Here is a 14592-nt window from a genome sequence, read left to right as displayed (position 1 = left end):
ATGCTGGAGCAGCTTGAAGACATTGGCGGCGCCGCCCAGCCCCTGCTGGAGGTGAAGGGCCTCGTAAAGCACTTCCCCGTGGGCGGCGGCCTCTTCGCCAGGAAGAAGGTGGTGCAGGCGGTGGACGATGTGTCCTTCACCGTCGCCAAGGGCGAGACGGTGGGCATCGTCGGCGAGAGCGGATGCGGCAAGTCCACCACCGCCCGCCTGCTCATGCAGCTCATGCCCCGCAATGCCGGCGACATCGTCTTCGACGGCCAATTGGTGGGCGAGGCCATGAGCCTGCGCGAATTGCGCCGCGCCATGCAGATGGTGTTCCAGGACAGCTACGCCTCGCTCAACCCGCGCCTCACCATCGAGGAGAGCATCGCCTTCGGCCCGAAGGTGCACGGCATGGGCGACACGGAAGCCCGCACACTCGCCCGCGATCTCCTCACCAAGGTGGGCCTTAGGCCCGAAACCTTCGCCAACCGCTATCCGCACGAGGTCTCGGGCGGCCAGCGCCAGCGCGTGAACATCGCACGCGCGCTCGCCCTCAACCCGCGCCTCGTCATCCTCGATGAATCCGTCTCGGCCCTCGACAAGTCCGTTGAAGCGCAGGTGCTCAACCTGCTCATGGACCTGAAGCGCGAGTTCGGCCTCACCTATCTGTTCATCAGCCACGATCTCAACGTGGTGCGCTACATCTCCGACCGCGTGCTGGTGATGTATCTGGGGCAGGTGGTGGAGCTGGGGCCGGTGGATGCGGTGTGGGACAGCCCGGCCCACCCCTATACGCAGGCCCTCCTTGCCGCCATGCCGGCGAGCGATCCGGACCGGCGCACCGAAGTCGCGCCCATCACGGGCGATCCGCCGAACCCCATCGACCCGCCCTCCGGCTGCCGCTTCCACACCCGCTGCACCTTCTGCGAGGCGGTGTGCGAGAGCAGCGTGCCGAAGCTCTCCGATGCCTTCACCGAAGGCCATCAAGCCGCCTGCCACATGGTCATTCCAGGGTCCGGCCACAGCCGCGCCCCCGCCGCCGAGACTGCCGCATGATTGAACGTCCCACCGCTGACACCGTCACCGCCAACGCCCGACAGGTGCAGCTGGAACTTGCTCCGGAGACGGCCGCGCGCATTGCCCATGCGGTCGGCCCCGCCGTCGAACTCTTCGCACCCGTCGCGGCAAGCCTGCCGTTCGACCTTGAGCCCGCCACCTTCCTCGTGACCCAGCGCCCGGCGGAGACACAGAAGTGACTGACATCGCCACGCTGTCGCTGACCGAGATCGCCGCCGCCATCGCCAACCGGCAGGTCTCCTCCCGCGAGGCGACGCAGGCCTGCCTCGACCGCATCGCCGACTGGCAGCCGCACCTCAACGCCTTCATCGCCCTTGAGGCGGAGGAAGCTCTCAAAGCCGCAGACGCCGCCGATACCGCCCTGTCAAAGGGCGAGAGCGCCGGCCCGCTGCATGGCGTGCCGCTGGCCCACAAGGACATGTTCTACGAGGCAGGCAAGGTGTGCACCTGCGGCACCGAAATTCGCCGCAGCTTCGTGCCGGACACCAGTTCCACGGCGCTGGCCCGCATCAAGGCGGCGGGCACCGTGCGGCTCGGCACGCTGCACATGGTGGAATTCGCCTTCGGGCCCACCGGCCACAATGTCCATTATGGCGACTGCCACAATCCGTGGAACATCGCCCATGCGCCCGGCGGCTCCTCCTCCGGCTCCGGCGCGGCGGTGGCGGCGCGGCTCACCTTTGCTGCGCTCGGCTCGGACACCGGCGGCTCCGTGCGCATGCCGGCCCATTTCTGCGGCGTCACCGGGCTCAAGACCACGGTGGGGCGCGTCAGCCGCTTCGGCGCCATGCCGCTCTCCCACTCGCTGGACACGGTGGGCACACTGACCCGCACCGCCGAAGATGCCGCCTTGCTGCTCGGCCTCATGGCCGGGGCCGATCCGGCGGACCCGACGACGATCGGCGGCGACCTGCCCGATTATGTCGCCGCCACCAAGGGCGGCCTTGCAGGCCTCACCATCGGCATTCCCGACAGCTTCTATGTGGACGACATCTCGCCCGACACGGCGGCGGCGATGGATGCGACCATCGCCACGCTGGTGCGCGAGGGCGCGAACATCGTGCGCGTGTCGCTGCCCGACCAGCGCCAGCTCTCCGCCGCCGCGCAGGTTCTGCTGGGGGTCGAGGCGAGCGCTATCCATCTGCCCTGGCTGCGGAAGCGGCCGCAGGACTATGGCGCGCAGGTCCGCGCGCGGGTGGAGAATGGCCATGCCTTCTCCGGCGTCGCCTATCTGGAGGCCCTGCGCTGGCGCGGCCCGGCCCTTGCCGCTCATCTCGCGGCGGTGACGGAGGTGGATGCGGTGCTGGCGCCCGTCTGCCCCGCGCCCTCTCCGACTCTGGCGGAGACTGACGTGGGCGGCAGCTTCAACGCGGAGGCCGTCATTCAGGGCATCACGCGCTTCACCCGTCCGGTGAATTATCTCGGCCTGCCGGCGCTGGTGGTGCCCGTCGCCCGTACCGCGAGCGGCCTGCCCATCGGTTTGCAATTCATCGGCCGCCCGTTCGCGGAGGACGTGCTGCTGCGCATCGGCGCCGGCTTCCAGCGCGCCACCGATTTCCATCTCGCCACGCCGGAGCTGCCCGCATGAGCCAGACCACGGCCGAAGCCCCGCTCGTCGAGATCGACGACCTCACCATCCGCTTCACCGGCGAGCGCACGGTGCATGCGGTGAACGGCGTCTCGCTCTCTTTGCCCAAGGGCCAGGTGCTGGGGCTGCTGGGGGAATCCGGCTCTGGCAAGAGCGTGACCATGCGCGCCCTCATGCGCCTCTTGCCGAAGAAGCGCACGCAGATTTCCGGCCGCATCCGCGTCGCCGGGCAGGACGTGCTGGCGCTCGATGACGATGCGCTCTCGGCCTTTCGCGGCCGCACCGTCTCCATGATCTTCCAGGAACCGGCTCTCGCGCTCGATCCCGTCTATACGATCGGCGACCAGATCGCCGAATCGGTGATGCGCCATGAGGGCGCGAGCCACGCCGCCGGCCGCGCCCGCGCGCTGGAGATGCTGGAACTGGTGCGCATCCCCTCCGCGAAGCGCCGGCTGGACGCCTATCCGCATGAAATGTCCGGCGGCATGCGCCAGCGCGCCATGATCGCTCTGGCGCTCGCCTGCCGTCCGCAGGTGCTGCTGGCGGACGAGCCCACCACGGCGCTTGATGCCACCGTGCAGATCCAGATCCTCCTGCTGCTGCGCGAGCTTCAGCGGGAGATGGGCATGTCGGTAATCTTCGTCACCCACGACATCGGCGTCGCCATCGAGATCTGCGACCGCGTGGCCGTCATGTATGCCGGCCAGATCGTCGAGACGGGTTCCATGCGCGACATCGTGCGCAGCCCCCAGCATCCCTATCCCCGCGGGCTGCTCGCCTCGACCGTCCACGGGGCGAAGCGCGGCGCGCGGCTTGAAACCATTCCCGGCACCCCGCCCTCGCTGTCGGAGGCGCCCGCCTCCTGCTCCTTCGCCCCCCGCTGCAATTTCGCGCGGCAGATTTGCCGTGAACGCCTGCCTCCGGCTGTGGAACTCGCCCCCGGTCGGGTCGTAAGGTGCGTGCTGGCTGAAGAAAACGTCCCGGTGACCTGATGTCCGAAAAGCCGTCCAATCTGCCCGTCAACAGCGACCGCCTCTGGGGCACCATCCTTGAGACCGCCGCCTTCGGCGCAACACCCAAGGGCGGCGTGCGCCGCCTCACCCTGTCTCAGGAAGACCGGAAGGTCCGCGACTGGTTCAAGGCCGCCTGCGAGGCCGCTGGCTGCACCGTCACCGTGGACGCGCTCGGCAATATGTTCGCCCTGCGGCCGGGCCGCGATCCTTCCCGCGCGCCCATCGGCCTCGGCTCGCATCTCGACACGCAGCCCACAGGCGGTAAGTTCGACGGCATCCTCGGCACGCTGGCGGCGCTGGAAGTTGTCCGCACGCTCAATGATGCCGGCATCGAGACAGAAGCGCCGCTCTGCGTCGCCAACTGGACCAATGAGGAAGGTTCCCGCTTCGCCCCGGCCATGATGGGCTCGGCGGCCTTCGTGGGCGACTTCACGGTGGAGAATATTCTCGGCCGCAAGGATGCGGAGGGCGTCACCGTGAAGGAGGCGCTGGAGGCCATCGGCTATGTGGGCGCGGCCCCGGTCGGCAGCCAGCCGTTCGAGGCCTTCGTGGAACTGCATATCGAGCAGGGGCCGATCCTGGAGGCGGAGAGCAAGACCATCGGCGTCGTTGAGCATGGTCAGGGCATCGTCTGGTACGACGGCCACATCACCGGCTTCGAGAGCCATGCGGGCTCCACCCCCATGCCGCTGCGGCGCGACGCGCTCGCCACCTTCTCCCAGATCGTGCTGGCGGTGGAGGCCATCGCCCGCAAGCATGGGCCGGATGCGGTGGGCACGGTGGGCGAAGTCACCATCGCCAATCCCTCGCGCAATGTGATTCCAGGCGAGGTGAACTTCACGTGCGAGTTCCGCTCGCCCCATGCCGGGATTCTGAAGGCGCTGGAGGCGGATTTTGCCGCTGCCGTGACGGAGATCGCGGCCGGCCGCAAGGGCGTCACGGTGGAGATCGAGCAGGTGTGGCGCAAGGACCCCACCCATTTCGACCCGAAGGTCATCGGCGCCATCCGCGAGGCGGCGGAAGGGCTCGGCTACAGCAACCGGCCCATGGTCTCCGGTGCGGGGCATGATGCCTTCAACCTCGCCACCAGGATGCCGGTCGCGATGATCTTCGTGCCCTGCAAGGACGGCCTCAGCCACAACGAGCTGGAAGACGCGACGCAGGCCGATTGCACGGCCGGCGCCAACGTGCTGCTGCACACGGTGCTGTCGCTGGCCGGCGTCGCGAACGCTGCCTGACGAGGAGAGGGGCGGAGCGCCGCCCTTTCCCGCTCAGGTGTTGATGGCGATCTTCTCCACCTGCTCCAGATGATGCTGGAGCATGGGCAACGTCTGCTGCGCGAACTCCTTCAGCGCCGTCTGGTCGCCCTGGCGGGCGAAGGCGCCGAACAGGCCCACGGCCTGTTCGTGGGCGGTCTTCTGCGTCGCCACATATTGCGCGTCGAACTCGCGCTCCGGCACCGCCTTCAGCCGTTGCAACAGGGCATCGTGCTCGGCATCAAGTGCCGACGGCACGGATATGTCGCCATTGGCGGCGACGGCGGCGCGCTTCAGGTCGGCGGCGATGCGGGTGTGGTCGTCCACCATCTGCTGGGCGAAGCGGCGTACCGCCTCATTGCGGCTGCGGGTCAGCGCAAGCTTCGCGGCCTCGATCTCGAACAGACCGGCGATGGCGGCGGTTTCGACAAAGCGCGGCCCGGAGAGCGTGCCTGTAAGCTGGGCCGCGGCCTTCTGCGGCAACAGCGCTGTAAGGACGACAAGCAGGGCACAGGCAAAGGCTGCAGCCGGATGGCGCGTGCGGGCGATGGTCATGGGTGACCTCCTCGGTGCCCCGGGAGATCAACCAATGCTCCGCCCGCCTGTTCCGCGCGGCGGCCCGGATCAGGTCTTGAGAAGCGTTCCCACCTCGTTGGTGAGCCGTCCCGCGCACCCACCCACCTGATCGGCAACCGAGCGGACCCGCAGCGCGGCGTCCCGGATTTCGCCGGTGGTGTCGGAGACGCCCGTGATCATCTGGCTCACCGAACGGTTGGTGACCACCTGTTCCTCGACGCCCGCCGACAGAGCGGTGAAGACCTCGCTCAACTGGCGCACGTTGCCGGAGATGTCGGAGACGGCCGTCGCCGCTGCCTCGCTGGCGGTCTGGACGGCAGAGACCTGCTGGCGAATGTCCTGCGTGGCATTCGCCGTCTGCATGGCGAGCGCCTTCACCTCCTGCGCCACCACCGCGAATCCCTTGCCGGCCTCGCCCACGCGCGCCGCCTCGATGGTGGCGTTCAGCGCGAGAAGGTTGGTCTGCGCGGCGATCTTGTCGATGAGGGCCGTGAAGGCGCCGATGCGCTCCACGCTCTCGGTGAGGCCGCTCACCAGTTGGTCGGTCGAGCGGGCGCGCTCGGCCACATCCTGCGACATGCCCGTGGCCTGCCGGATCTGGCTGGAAATCTCGTCGAAGGAGGCGGACATCTCCACCGCCGCGGCGGAGACGGCCGCTGCCGTCTGGTCGGAGCTCTGGGTCAGTTCGAGCAGGCGCGAGCTGGACTGCTGCATCTCGGCCGAAGTGTCGGTCATGGACCCGACCACCTCGTTGACGCTGTTGGCGAGCGCAACGCTCTCGGTGACCACCGCCCAGGTGACCATGGGGCCCACATAGTTGCCCTTCTGGTCCTTGATGGCCGAAACGCGCAGGCGCAGCGTCTCGGGTCCGACCTTGATGTTGGCCTGATGCGGCAGGTTCGAGGGGTCCGCGAGCATCCGGCGCTGGTGGGCCGGGGCCTTGTGAAACACGTCGATGGAGGTGCCGATGAGATCGGCGGCCTTCACCGGCAGATACTGCTCGATGCGCTTGAGCGTCTCGCGGCTGGCGCGATTCGCAAAATCGATGCGGAAATCGTCGAGGGTGCAGGTCATCACGTTGATCGGCATTTCCTCGATCATCTGGAGCAGACGCTCGGTCTTCTCCTCATGCTCGACAGCCTTGGTGATAACGCTCCAGGTGAGCTGCACATAGGCATAGGCGCCGCCGGCGTCGCGCACCGCATTGATGTTGAGCTCAAGGATCTCGTCGCCCGCCTTGATCCGCGCGGTGTGGGGCAGGTTCTTCGGATCGGCGAGGAGGCGGCGCTGGTGCGAAGGGTTCTTGTGAAAGATGTCGATGGAGGAGCCCAGCACCCGGTCCGCCTTCACGGGCAGGACATGCTCGATGGATTTGAGGAGCTGGACCGAAGCCTTGTTGAGATAGCAGATCACCAGATTCTGCGGTTCGCAGAGCATGACCGCGGAAGGCAGATTGTCGAGGAACTGCGCCGCTGCACCGATCGAAGCGGTGTCACGGCGAAACGGAAATGCGGCAACGGCCATGGAGCCCCCCTTTTTCTCGTGTGGGGTGCCGCCGTCCAGACAAGACCGCGATCGTGTTCCAGCGCCACCATACGACTAAAGGTTGTGTAGGCACCGGACCTTGCGTGAAACTGCTTCGCAAGCGTTATGATCATACATCCAACCGCCGCCGGGCAACGTAGCGGCGGGTTGGCGTCAATCCTGATCGCTCTCCCGCGCGGCGCGGATGGAGAGCACCGCATAGGCGATGACGAGGGCTACCTCGAACAGGGTGAAGACCAGCAGGCGCGACATGCCGTCGGGCGCCCAAGCGCCGACCACAACCTGACTGGCGGTGGCAAGCAGCCAGAGCACCACGGCCCATCCGGCCCCGAGCCACAGGCCGACGCCCGCGATGGGATCGATGATGGCCGACCAGATGACGACGCCCTGCGCCGCCATGGGCAGACTTTCGAAGCGCGTCTCGCGCCCGTCGCCGACGCCGCAGATCATCGCCCAGTGGTAGATGCCCTCCAGCAGCAGGAAGAAGGCGACCGCGCGCAGGAAGAAGACGAGGCGCCGGCGCCAGGGCGTCAGGCGTTCCATGCGCGCGCGGGCGCTGGCATCGATGGGGTCGTAATGGCTCATGCGGTTCCGGCCGGAAATTCCAGTTCTTCGGCAATGGGATCGAAATGCGCCGCAATGGCGGCAGGATCCACATCGGCGAGACGCGCCGGCTGCCAGCGGGGCGTATTGTCCTTGTCCACCAGCAGCGCCCGCACCCCTTCGTAGAAATCATGGCCATGGGCGACGCGGGTCACGACGCGGAATTCGGCTTTCAGGGCCTCGCCCAGGCTGAGATCAGGGCCGCGCCGCATCTGCTCGGCGGCGATCGCCAGGCTGGTAGGCGATTTGGTGTGCAGGGCCGCCGCGGTCTCGCGCGCGAAATCCGCCTCCGGCCCGCCTCTTTCCGCCGCCTGATCGAGGGCGGCGAGCACTGCGAACGGATCGGCCGAAGCGAAGGCCTCCGCGATGAAGGCTTCATGGGCGAGAATGGGCGCGGGACCCGGGTCCACCGCATGGGCGGCGAGCACCTCAGCCACCGCGCCGCCCGCGCACAGCGCCTCTTCCAGAGCGGACATGCCGGCGGAGGGCACTGCATGGGTCAGCAGACCCACGTGCAGGCCGTCGGCGGTCTTGATGCGGTTGCCGGTGAAAGCCAGATAGACGCCCGCCGCCTTCGGCAGGCGCGGCAGCACATAGGTGCCGCCCACATCCGGAAAGAGGCCGATGTTCACTTCCGGCATGGCGAAGAGATAGCGATCCCCGCCCACCCGATAGGTGCCGTGGGCGGAGAGGCCGAAGCCGCCGCCCATGCAGATGCCGTCGATGAGCGAGACGAAGGGCTTGGGATAGGTCCCGATCAAATGATTGAGAACATATTCCTCGCGCCAGAAGGCGAGAGCCTCCGCCTGCCGCCCCGCGCGGCCGAGATCATAGATCTGCCGCACGTCGCCGCCGGCGCAGAAGGCGCGCTCGCCCGCCGCCTTCAGGATCACCCGCGTCACGCCAGGGTCACGTGCCCACGCCCGCAACTGCGGATCGATGGCCTGCACCATGGCATGCGTCAAAGCGTTGAGGGCCTTGGGGCGATTGAGGGTGATGAGGCCGGCTGCGCCGCGGCGCTCGAACAGAACCTCGGGCTCAGGGGTCACGGGGGCTCCTCGCCGCTGAAAGGACGGTGCAGGGTTAGACCCCGCGCAGGCCAGCGTCAACGCGAGCGGGCGGAAGCGCAAGGGCGCGGCATCGCAGCCCTCGCGCACGCTGTTTCGAGACGATATAAAGAGCCAGTCGCGATGCCTGCCGTTGCGGCATTTTTGTGCGCCCGCCCGGAGCTTCTGCAAGAGGCCGAAGCCCTCCCCGCCCGCGCGCCGGATAACGCCCGCCGCCCCGCCCGGTCGGCCGGTGCCAGAAGCGAGATTGACCATGACTGTTTCCCCCGCCCGCCTCCACTCCATCGATCCCGCGAAGGCAGCGGGCGGCCAGTCCCTCGATCTCGTCACCCGCCCCCGCCGCAACCGCAAGAGCGACTGGAGCCGGCGGCTGGTGCGCGAACACACGCTCACCGTCGATGACCTGATCTGGCCGATCTTCGTCGTCGAAGGCGAGAAGGTGCGCGAGAATGTGGCCTCCATGCCGGGCGTCGAGCGCCTGTCCATCGACGAGGCGGTGCGCGCAGCGGAAATGGCGGCAAAGCTGCGCATTCCCGCCCTCGCGCTCTTCCCCTACACAGAGCCGGGCCTGCGCGATCCGCATGGCTCCGAGGCGCTGAACGACAACAATCTCGTCTGCCGCGCGCTGCGCGCCATCAAGGCCCGCGTGCCGGAGATCGGCCTCATCACCGATGTGGCGCTCGATCCCTACACCAGCCATGGCCATGACGGCCTCATGGACGGCGAGCGCATCGTCAATGACGCGACGGTGGAAGTGCTGGTGCGCCAGTCCATCGTCCAGGCCCAGTGCGGAGCCGATGTGATCGCCCCCTCCGATATGATGGATGGCCGCGTCGGCGCCATCCGCCTCGGCCTCGACAAGGCGGGCTTCGAGGACGTGCAGATCATGTCCTATGCGGCCAAGTACGCGTCGGCCTTCTATGGTCCGTTCCGCGATGCCATCGGCACCTCCAAGACCCTCATCGGCGACAAGCGCACCTATCAGATGGACCCCGCCAATGGCGCTGAGGCGATCCGGGAAGCTGCCCTCGACATTGAGGAAGGCGCCGACATGCTGATGGTGAAGCCCGGCCTGCCCTATCTGGACGTGGTCTATCGCCTGAAGGAGGCCTTCGCGCTGCCCACCTACGCCTATCAGGTGTCCGGCGAGTACGCGATGATCGAAGGCGCCATCCGCAACGGCTGGCTCGACGGCAGCCGCGTGGTGGAGGAGAGCCTCATCGCCTTCAAGCGGGCGGGTGCCGACGGCATCCTCACCTATTTCGCCCCGCGCGTGGCCGAGCGGCTCGCCGCCGGCGCGTGACACCGGCGGCGCGCCTTCCGCTTTGCCTCTGGCCGTTGCTCGCGCTGCTGTGCGCGGGCTGCGGTTCGGTGGTGGACGTGGATCAGGCGCGCCTGTGCGAGCGGGTGCTGCCAGCGCTCCTGCCGGACGGCACCCGCATCGAGCGGGTGGAGAGCCGGCCGGCCGAGGCCGGATCGAGCGGCGTCACTCTCGCCTATTTCGCCCGCACCCCGGAGGATACGGCCGCCCGGCCGGACCGCATCACCTGCCGCTTCACCGCCCCCACCGGGCCGGGGCGGCTTGATCTGGTGGGCGTCACCACCATCGAGGGCGATCTCGGCGAGGCTCGCCTGTTTATCCTCAAGCGCTGGTGGCTGGAGGCGGGCGGGGGCGCGGGCTTCCCTGCCCATTCCGCTCTCTTTCGCCTTCCGACGCCATGGGCCTACGGGCTCCAGCAGGCGCTGAACGCCTTGCCGAACATGGCAGCCTATGCGGCGCTCGCCGCCGCTTTCACCCTCATCCATGGGCTGACCGGACGGATCATTCTCGCCATGGGCGAGATCGCTGTGGCCGGCGGCGGCGCCATGCTGGCGGTGGCCGCTCTCGCTCCGGCGACCGGCGCCTTCACGCTGGCCCATCTCCTGCTCGGGCTGGTGGCGGGCACCGCCACGGGCGGTCTCTGGATGCTCACCTTCGGCCGCCTTGTCCTGCGGCGGATGGCGGAGCGGCGAGACGCCTCGCAGGCGGTCATCATCGCCAGCATCGGTCTGGCCCTGGTGCTGCGTGAGGCCATGACGCTGGCCCAGAGCGGATCCGGCCTCTGGCTCCCGCGCCTCGTTCACACCCCGGTCCCGCTCGCCGGCAGTGCCGCCTTCACGGCCACGGTGACGCCCGCCCTGATCAGCGGCGCGCTGGCCTCCGGATGCGGCGTGGCCGGCGTTCTCGCACTGCTGCGCTTCAGCCGCTTCGGACGGGACTGGCGGGCCTTCCGCGACGATCCGCTGATGGCCTCGCTGTGTGCCGTGGCACCAAGCCGGCTGCTCGGGGCCACCTTCCTCCTCGCCGGTGCCCTGTCGGGGCTAGCTGGCGCCAGCCTCGTGCTCGTCTTCGGCAATGTGGACGCGGCCCTCGGCCTGCCGCTGACCCTGAAAACGCTGGCCGGCGCCATCCTTGGCGGCGTCGGTTCAGTCGGCGGGGCGGCGGCTGGCGGCCTGCTTGTCGGGGCGCTGGAGGGCGGCTGGTCGTCGCTCTGGGACATCGCCTGGCGCGACGTGGCGCTCTATGGCCTCCTCATTCTTGGGCTCGTGGCGCGGCCGGAGGGCCTGTTCGGCTCCGGCACGCGCAATCTTTAGGTCCCCCGCGCGCCTGCGCTTCGGGCGCCGCGCCTTGCGCCTGCCGCACGGCACCACCACCTTTGTGCCCGAGGAGGCGGAAGCCATGAGCTACACTTCGCAGGACAACGGCCGGTCGGCGCCTTATGAGGGCGTGCGGCCCCATGCCTATGATCCCGTGGCCCAGCCGGAATATTTCGAGGGCGTGCTCGCGCGCCGGGCGCTCGCCTTCCTTGTGGACGCGGTGATGATCACCGCGCCCATCGGCCTCCTGGCCATTTTCATCTTCGTGTTCGGCCTCGTGACGCTGAGCCTCGGCTGGATGCTGTTCCCGCTGCTCAGTCCGGCCTTTGTGGTATGGGCGATCTGCTACAACGCCCTGACGCTCGGCGCCCCGGCCTCCGCGACGCTCGGCATGCGCCTCATGGATATCCAGATGCGCACCTGGTACGGCGCGCCGGCCTATTCCGTGCTCGGCGCGGCGCATGCGGTGCTGTTCTGGGTGTCGGTCAGCTTCTTCACGCCCTTCGTGCTGCTGGTGGCGCTGTTCAACGGCCGGCGCCGGCTCCTGCACGATTTCGCCCTCGGAACGTTGGTCGTGAACACGGAGGCCCGGGCCGCATCGCTGCGGCGCTGGCGATAAATGCATCCTGTCCGGTTCGATAAGTCTTTGACCGACTCGATTCGCGGATGCGATGCTGTGGCATCCGAGGCTTGGGTGCCGTGACCGAACATTCGCGCGACACGCCGCAATTCTATCTGACCGCCCCCTCCCCTTGCCCCTATCTGCCGGGGAAGGAGGAGCGGAAGGTGTTCACCCATCTGGTGGGTGAACGCGCAGGTGCGCTCAATGACGTGCTCACCCAGGGCGGATTCCGGCGCAGCCAGTCCATTGCCTACCGCCCCGCCTGCGAGGGCTGCCGGGCGTGCATCTCTGTTCGCATCTGCGTCGATGACTTCGTGCCCTCGCGCTCCTTCCGCCGCACGCTGAAGGAGAATGAGGATCTCATCGGCGCCTTGCGCCCGCCGAGCCCCACCTCCGAGCAGTATGGCCTCTTCCGCTCCTACGTGACGTCCCGCCACGGCTCCGGCGGCATGGCGGACATGAGCGTGCTCGACTACGCCATGATGGTGGAGGACACCCATGTGCAGACCCGGCTGGTGGAATATCGCCGCCGGGGGCCTGACAGCCGCATCAACGGGCGCGGCACCGGCGACCTGTTCGCCGTCGCCCTCACCGACATTCTCGGCGACGGGCTGTCCATGGTCTATTCCTTCTACAATCCGAACATTCCCGAGCGTTCGCTCGGCACGTTCCTGATCCTCGACCACATCGCCAAGGCCAAGGAGATGGGCATGCCCTATGTCTATCTCGGCTATTGGGTGAACGGTTCGCGCAAGATGGATTACAAGCGCCGCTTCCTGCCGCAGGAGCGCCTTTCGCCCCACGGCTGGGAGCGCGTGGACGAATAGTCGAAGGTCCTTCAAAACCTTAAAGACCAAGGCCGGGGGGCGGCTTGAGCCAGTTCATCAACATCTTCGTGGCGGTTTTCGCCGCCCTCTTTCCCATCGTGAACCCGCTCGGCGGCGCGCCCATCTTCTATGAGATGACCCGCGCCTGCGCGCCGCAGGTGCGCGCCTCGCTGGCCATGAAGGTGGCCATCTATGGCTTCATCCTGCTGGTGGTTTCTCTGGTGGCGGGCTCGCGCATCCTCACCTTCTTCGGCATCAGCCTGCCGGTGCTGCGGGTGGCGGGCGGGCTCGTCGTCACCTTCGTCGGCTGGAACATCCTGCATCAGGGAGACGCGAGCGCGGAGAAGGCGCCGGACGCCACCGCAACGCGGGACGTGGACGTCCTGCGGGTGGAGCAGCAGGCCTTCTATCCGCTCACCATGCCCCTTACGATGGGCCCCGGCTCCATCGCCACCGCCATCGCGCTCGGCTCGCAGGGCACGTTCAATCCGGCGGACGGCTACGGCCATATGATCATCGAGGCCATGGGGGCGCTCTCGGGCATCGCGGCGGTCTCGGCCTCGGTCTATTTCGCCTATCGCTATGCCAGCGATATCGAGCGCTTCCTCGGACCCAACGGCACCAACGTGCTGGTGCGTCTGTTCGCCTTCATCCTGCTCTGCATCGGCATGCAGATCATGTGGCTGGGCATCCGCGATCTCGTCTCAAGTCTGCCCGTCCACGGCTGACCGACGCCCGGTTCAGGCCTCGCCGGCTTCTGCCGCCGCGCGGCCGAGCGGCGCCGCGAAGGTGAGGAGGTTCCAGCCCCCCCTGCCGCCACGCAGTTCCGTCAGCGTCAGCGGCCGCACATCGAGCCGCCAAAAGGCCGCCGGCGGCAGATCGAGCGCTGCGACGACCATCGCCCGGACCACGGCGGGATGGGTAACGGCCAGCACGCGCTCGCTGCCCCGCTCCCGATGAAGGTCGTCGATCCAGCCGCGCAGACGCGCCAGAAGCGTCAGCAGGCTCTCACCGCCATGGGGCGCCGCTTCCGGATCATTCCGCCAGCGAGACACGGCGGCGGGTTCCGCCGCCGCCAAAGCATCAAAACCAAGCCCGCGCCAGCGGCCACAGTCCCAGTCCGCCAGCCGCTCCTCCCGTAAAGCCGCAAGCCCCGCGGCTTCGGCCGTCTCCCGCGTCCGTCGCTCCGGCGCACACAGGAGCAGGTGGGCGCGCGGCAAAACAGACGGCAGCGCGCGGGCGGCCATGAGCGCGCCGGCTTCCAGAGCCTCGTCCGCCGGAAAGGCCGCAGCGCGCAGGGCGGGCGTCATTCCGTGGGAGAGGAGGAACAGGCGGCGGGTCATTTTCCTGTGTCTCCGGACGCTGCGGCAGGGGAAAACCGCGATTGACACGAGTCGGCGCCGGGTAACATAGTCGCATCTCATCTGCGGATCGGAAGCCGGTGCAAACCCGGCGCGGTCGCGCCACTGTGATCGGTTCCGCAACCTTGAGCGGGGCCGAGAGCCAGACCTGGTCCGCACGTTTTCACTTCTCCCATTTCGGGACGCGTCATCCCCGGAGAGACCCATGGCCTCGATCGCTTCCTCCGACATCCTCGCCCGCCCCGCAGCCACGCCCATCCCGGTGGGCGAAATCCTGCCTTGGGCCGTTTTCGGCGGCCTGATGCTGCTGCTCGCGGTCTATTTCGTCGGTGCCGAACAGGGCGCGACGGCCATCTTCTCCGGCACCTCCGTGCACGAATTCGTCCACGACGGCCGCCATCTCCTCGGTTTCCCCTGCCACTGATCCAGGCCTCCCGC

The 14592-nt window shown here is 68.1% G+C and carries 16 protein-coding genes and 1 riboswitch; of the genes, 11 read left to right on the top strand and 5 right to left on the bottom strand.

All coding sequences use genetic code 11. The features are described from left to right. From DFO45_RS11145 to DFO45_RS11125, 5 genes are read left to right on the top strand one after another with little or no spacing between them, the layout of a single operon-like run. Positions 1-1038 (top strand): oligopeptide/dipeptide ABC transporter ATP-binding protein, encoded by a 1038-nt coding sequence (locus DFO45_RS11145; RefSeq protein WP_133864925.1) that lies wholly within the window; start codon positions 1-3, stop codon positions 1036-1038. Next, positions 1035-1238, top strand: coding sequence for a hypothetical protein (locus tag DFO45_RS11140; protein WP_133864924.1), 204 nt, complete (start codon positions 1035-1037; stop codon positions 1236-1238). The genes DFO45_RS11145 and DFO45_RS11140 overlap by 4 nt, the downstream gene beginning before the upstream one ends. Continuing rightward, positions 1235-2647 carry an amidase gene (locus tag DFO45_RS11135; RefSeq protein ID WP_133864923.1) on the top strand — a complete coding sequence of 471 codons (1413 nt, stop codon included), beginning with the start codon at positions 1235-1237 and terminating at the stop codon, positions 2645-2647. Before DFO45_RS11140 ends, DFO45_RS11135 begins: the two co-directional genes overlap by 4 nt. Then, positions 2644-3639 carry an ABC transporter ATP-binding protein gene (locus DFO45_RS11130; protein ID WP_133864922.1) on the top strand — a complete coding sequence of 332 codons (996 nt, stop codon included), beginning with the start codon at positions 2644-2646 and terminating at the stop codon, positions 3637-3639. Before DFO45_RS11135 ends, DFO45_RS11130 begins: the two co-directional genes overlap by 4 nt. Then, entirely contained in the window at positions 3639-4898 is a 1260-nt protein-coding gene (locus tag DFO45_RS11125; protein WP_133864921.1) for a Zn-dependent hydrolase, read from the top strand. The genes DFO45_RS11130 and DFO45_RS11125 overlap by 1 nt, the downstream gene beginning before the upstream one ends. 33 nt (positions 4899-4931) lie before the next feature. Here the strand turns inward: DFO45_RS11125 and DFO45_RS11120 are convergent, their stop codons facing one another. From DFO45_RS11120 to DFO45_RS11105, 4 genes are all read right to left on the bottom strand, one after another. After that, entirely contained in the window at positions 4932-5471 is a 540-nt protein-coding gene (locus tag DFO45_RS11120; protein ID WP_133864920.1) for a DUF4142 domain-containing protein, read from the bottom strand. Between the two features lie 69 nt (positions 5472-5540). After that, on the bottom strand, positions 5541-7016 hold the full coding sequence (locus tag DFO45_RS11115; protein WP_133864919.1) for a methyl-accepting chemotaxis protein: 1476 nt from the start codon (positions 7014-7016) through the stop codon (positions 5541-5543). Positions 7017-7190: 174 nt separating this feature from the next. After that, positions 7191-7622, bottom strand: coding sequence for a DUF6163 family protein (locus tag DFO45_RS11110; protein ID WP_012170073.1), 432 nt, complete (start codon positions 7620-7622; stop codon positions 7191-7193). Beyond that, positions 7619-8689 (bottom strand): enoyl-CoA hydratase/isomerase family protein, encoded by a 1071-nt coding sequence (locus tag DFO45_RS11105; protein WP_245518033.1) that lies wholly within the window; start codon positions 8687-8689, stop codon positions 7619-7621. Before DFO45_RS11105 ends, DFO45_RS11110 begins: the two co-directional genes overlap by 4 nt. Before the next feature lie 271 nt (positions 8690-8960). On the opposite strand from DFO45_RS11105, the gene hemB reads away from it, so the two are divergent. The 5 genes from hemB (at position 8961) to DFO45_RS11080 (ending at position 13521) form a co-directional block, all read left to right on the top strand. Further along, a complete protein-coding gene (gene hemB / locus DFO45_RS11100; protein WP_133864917.1) occupies positions 8961-10010 on the top strand; it encodes a porphobilinogen synthase in 1050 nt (349 codons plus the stop codon). A 77-nt stretch (positions 10011-10087) separates the two neighbouring features. After that, positions 10088-11341 (top strand): branched-chain amino acid ABC transporter permease, encoded by a 1254-nt coding sequence (locus DFO45_RS11095; protein ID WP_166657104.1) that lies wholly within the window; start codon positions 10088-10090, stop codon positions 11339-11341. A gap of 85 nt (positions 11342-11426) precedes the next feature. Beyond that, the gene (locus tag DFO45_RS11090; RefSeq protein ID WP_133864915.1) at positions 11427-11963 is read left to right on the top strand and encodes an RDD family protein; all 537 of its coding nucleotides are present in this window, start codon (positions 11427-11429) and stop codon (positions 11961-11963) included. Between the two features lie 80 nt (positions 11964-12043). Continuing rightward, a complete protein-coding gene (locus DFO45_RS11085; RefSeq protein ID WP_012170068.1) occupies positions 12044-12793 on the top strand; it encodes an arginyltransferase in 750 nt (249 codons plus the stop codon). Between the two features lie 44 nt (positions 12794-12837). Next, positions 12838-13521 carry a MarC family protein gene (locus tag DFO45_RS11080; RefSeq protein ID WP_133864914.1) on the top strand — a complete coding sequence of 228 codons (684 nt, stop codon included), beginning with the start codon at positions 12838-12840 and terminating at the stop codon, positions 13519-13521. Between the two features lie 12 nt (positions 13522-13533). Here the strand turns inward: DFO45_RS11080 and DFO45_RS11075 are convergent, their stop codons facing one another. Beyond that, complete coding sequence (locus tag DFO45_RS11075; protein WP_133864913.1) at positions 13534-14136, bottom strand: histidine phosphatase family protein; 603 nt, start codon at positions 14134-14136, stop codon at positions 13534-13536. Between the two features lie 90 nt (positions 14137-14226). Continuing rightward, positions 14227-14302, top strand: a riboswitch (cobalamin riboswitch). Positions 14303-14359: 57 nt separating this feature from the next. Here DFO45_RS11075 and DFO45_RS11070 point away from each other — a divergent pair. After that, a complete protein-coding gene (locus DFO45_RS11070) occupies positions 14360-14578 on the top strand; it encodes a CbtB-domain containing protein (RefSeq protein ID WP_133864912.1) in 219 nt (72 codons plus the stop codon). The last annotated feature ends 14 nt before the right edge of the window (positions 14579-14592 follow it).

The sequence above is a fragment of the Azorhizobium sp. AG788 genome (genome assembly GCF_004364705.1).
In the GTDB taxonomy this organism is placed as follows: Bacteria; Pseudomonadota; Alphaproteobacteria; order Rhizobiales; family Xanthobacteraceae; genus Azorhizobium; species Azorhizobium caulinodans.
This window is presented reverse-complemented; position numbering and strand designations above follow the sequence as displayed.

Coding starts and splice junctions, on each gene's coding strand:
- DFO45_RS11110 (WP_012170073.1), bottom strand. CDS start 7,622: ATGAGCCATTACGACCCCATCGATGCCAGCGCCCGCGCGCGCATGGAA.
- DFO45_RS11130 (WP_133864922.1), top strand. CDS start 2,644: ATGAGCCAGACCACGGCCGAAGCCCCGCTCGTCGAGATCGACGACCTC.
- DFO45_RS11120 (WP_133864920.1), bottom strand. CDS start 5,471: ATGACCATCGCCCGCACGCGCCATCCGGCTGCAGCCTTTGCCTGTGCC.
- DFO45_RS11075 (WP_133864913.1), bottom strand. CDS start 14,136: ATGACCCGCCGCCTGTTCCTCCTCTCCCACGGAATGACGCCCGCCCTG.
- hemB (WP_133864917.1), top strand. CDS start 8,961: ATGACTGTTTCCCCCGCCCGCCTCCACTCCATCGATCCCGCGAAGGCA.
- DFO45_RS11125 (WP_133864921.1), top strand. CDS start 3,639: ATGTCCGAAAAGCCGTCCAATCTGCCCGTCAACAGCGACCGCCTCTGG.
- DFO45_RS11115 (WP_133864919.1), bottom strand. CDS start 7,016: ATGGCCGTTGCCGCATTTCCGTTTCGCCGTGACACCGCTTCGATCGGT.
- DFO45_RS11090 (WP_133864915.1), top strand. CDS start 11,427: ATGAGCTACACTTCGCAGGACAACGGCCGGTCGGCGCCTTATGAGGGC.
- DFO45_RS11070 (WP_133864912.1), top strand. CDS start 14,360: ATGGCCTCGATCGCTTCCTCCGACATCCTCGCCCGCCCCGCAGCCACG.
- DFO45_RS11145 (WP_133864925.1), top strand. CDS start 1: ATGCTGGAGCAGCTTGAAGACATTGGCGGCGCCGCCCAGCCCCTGCTG.
- DFO45_RS11140 (WP_133864924.1), top strand. CDS start 1,035: ATGATTGAACGTCCCACCGCTGACACCGTCACCGCCAACGCCCGACAG.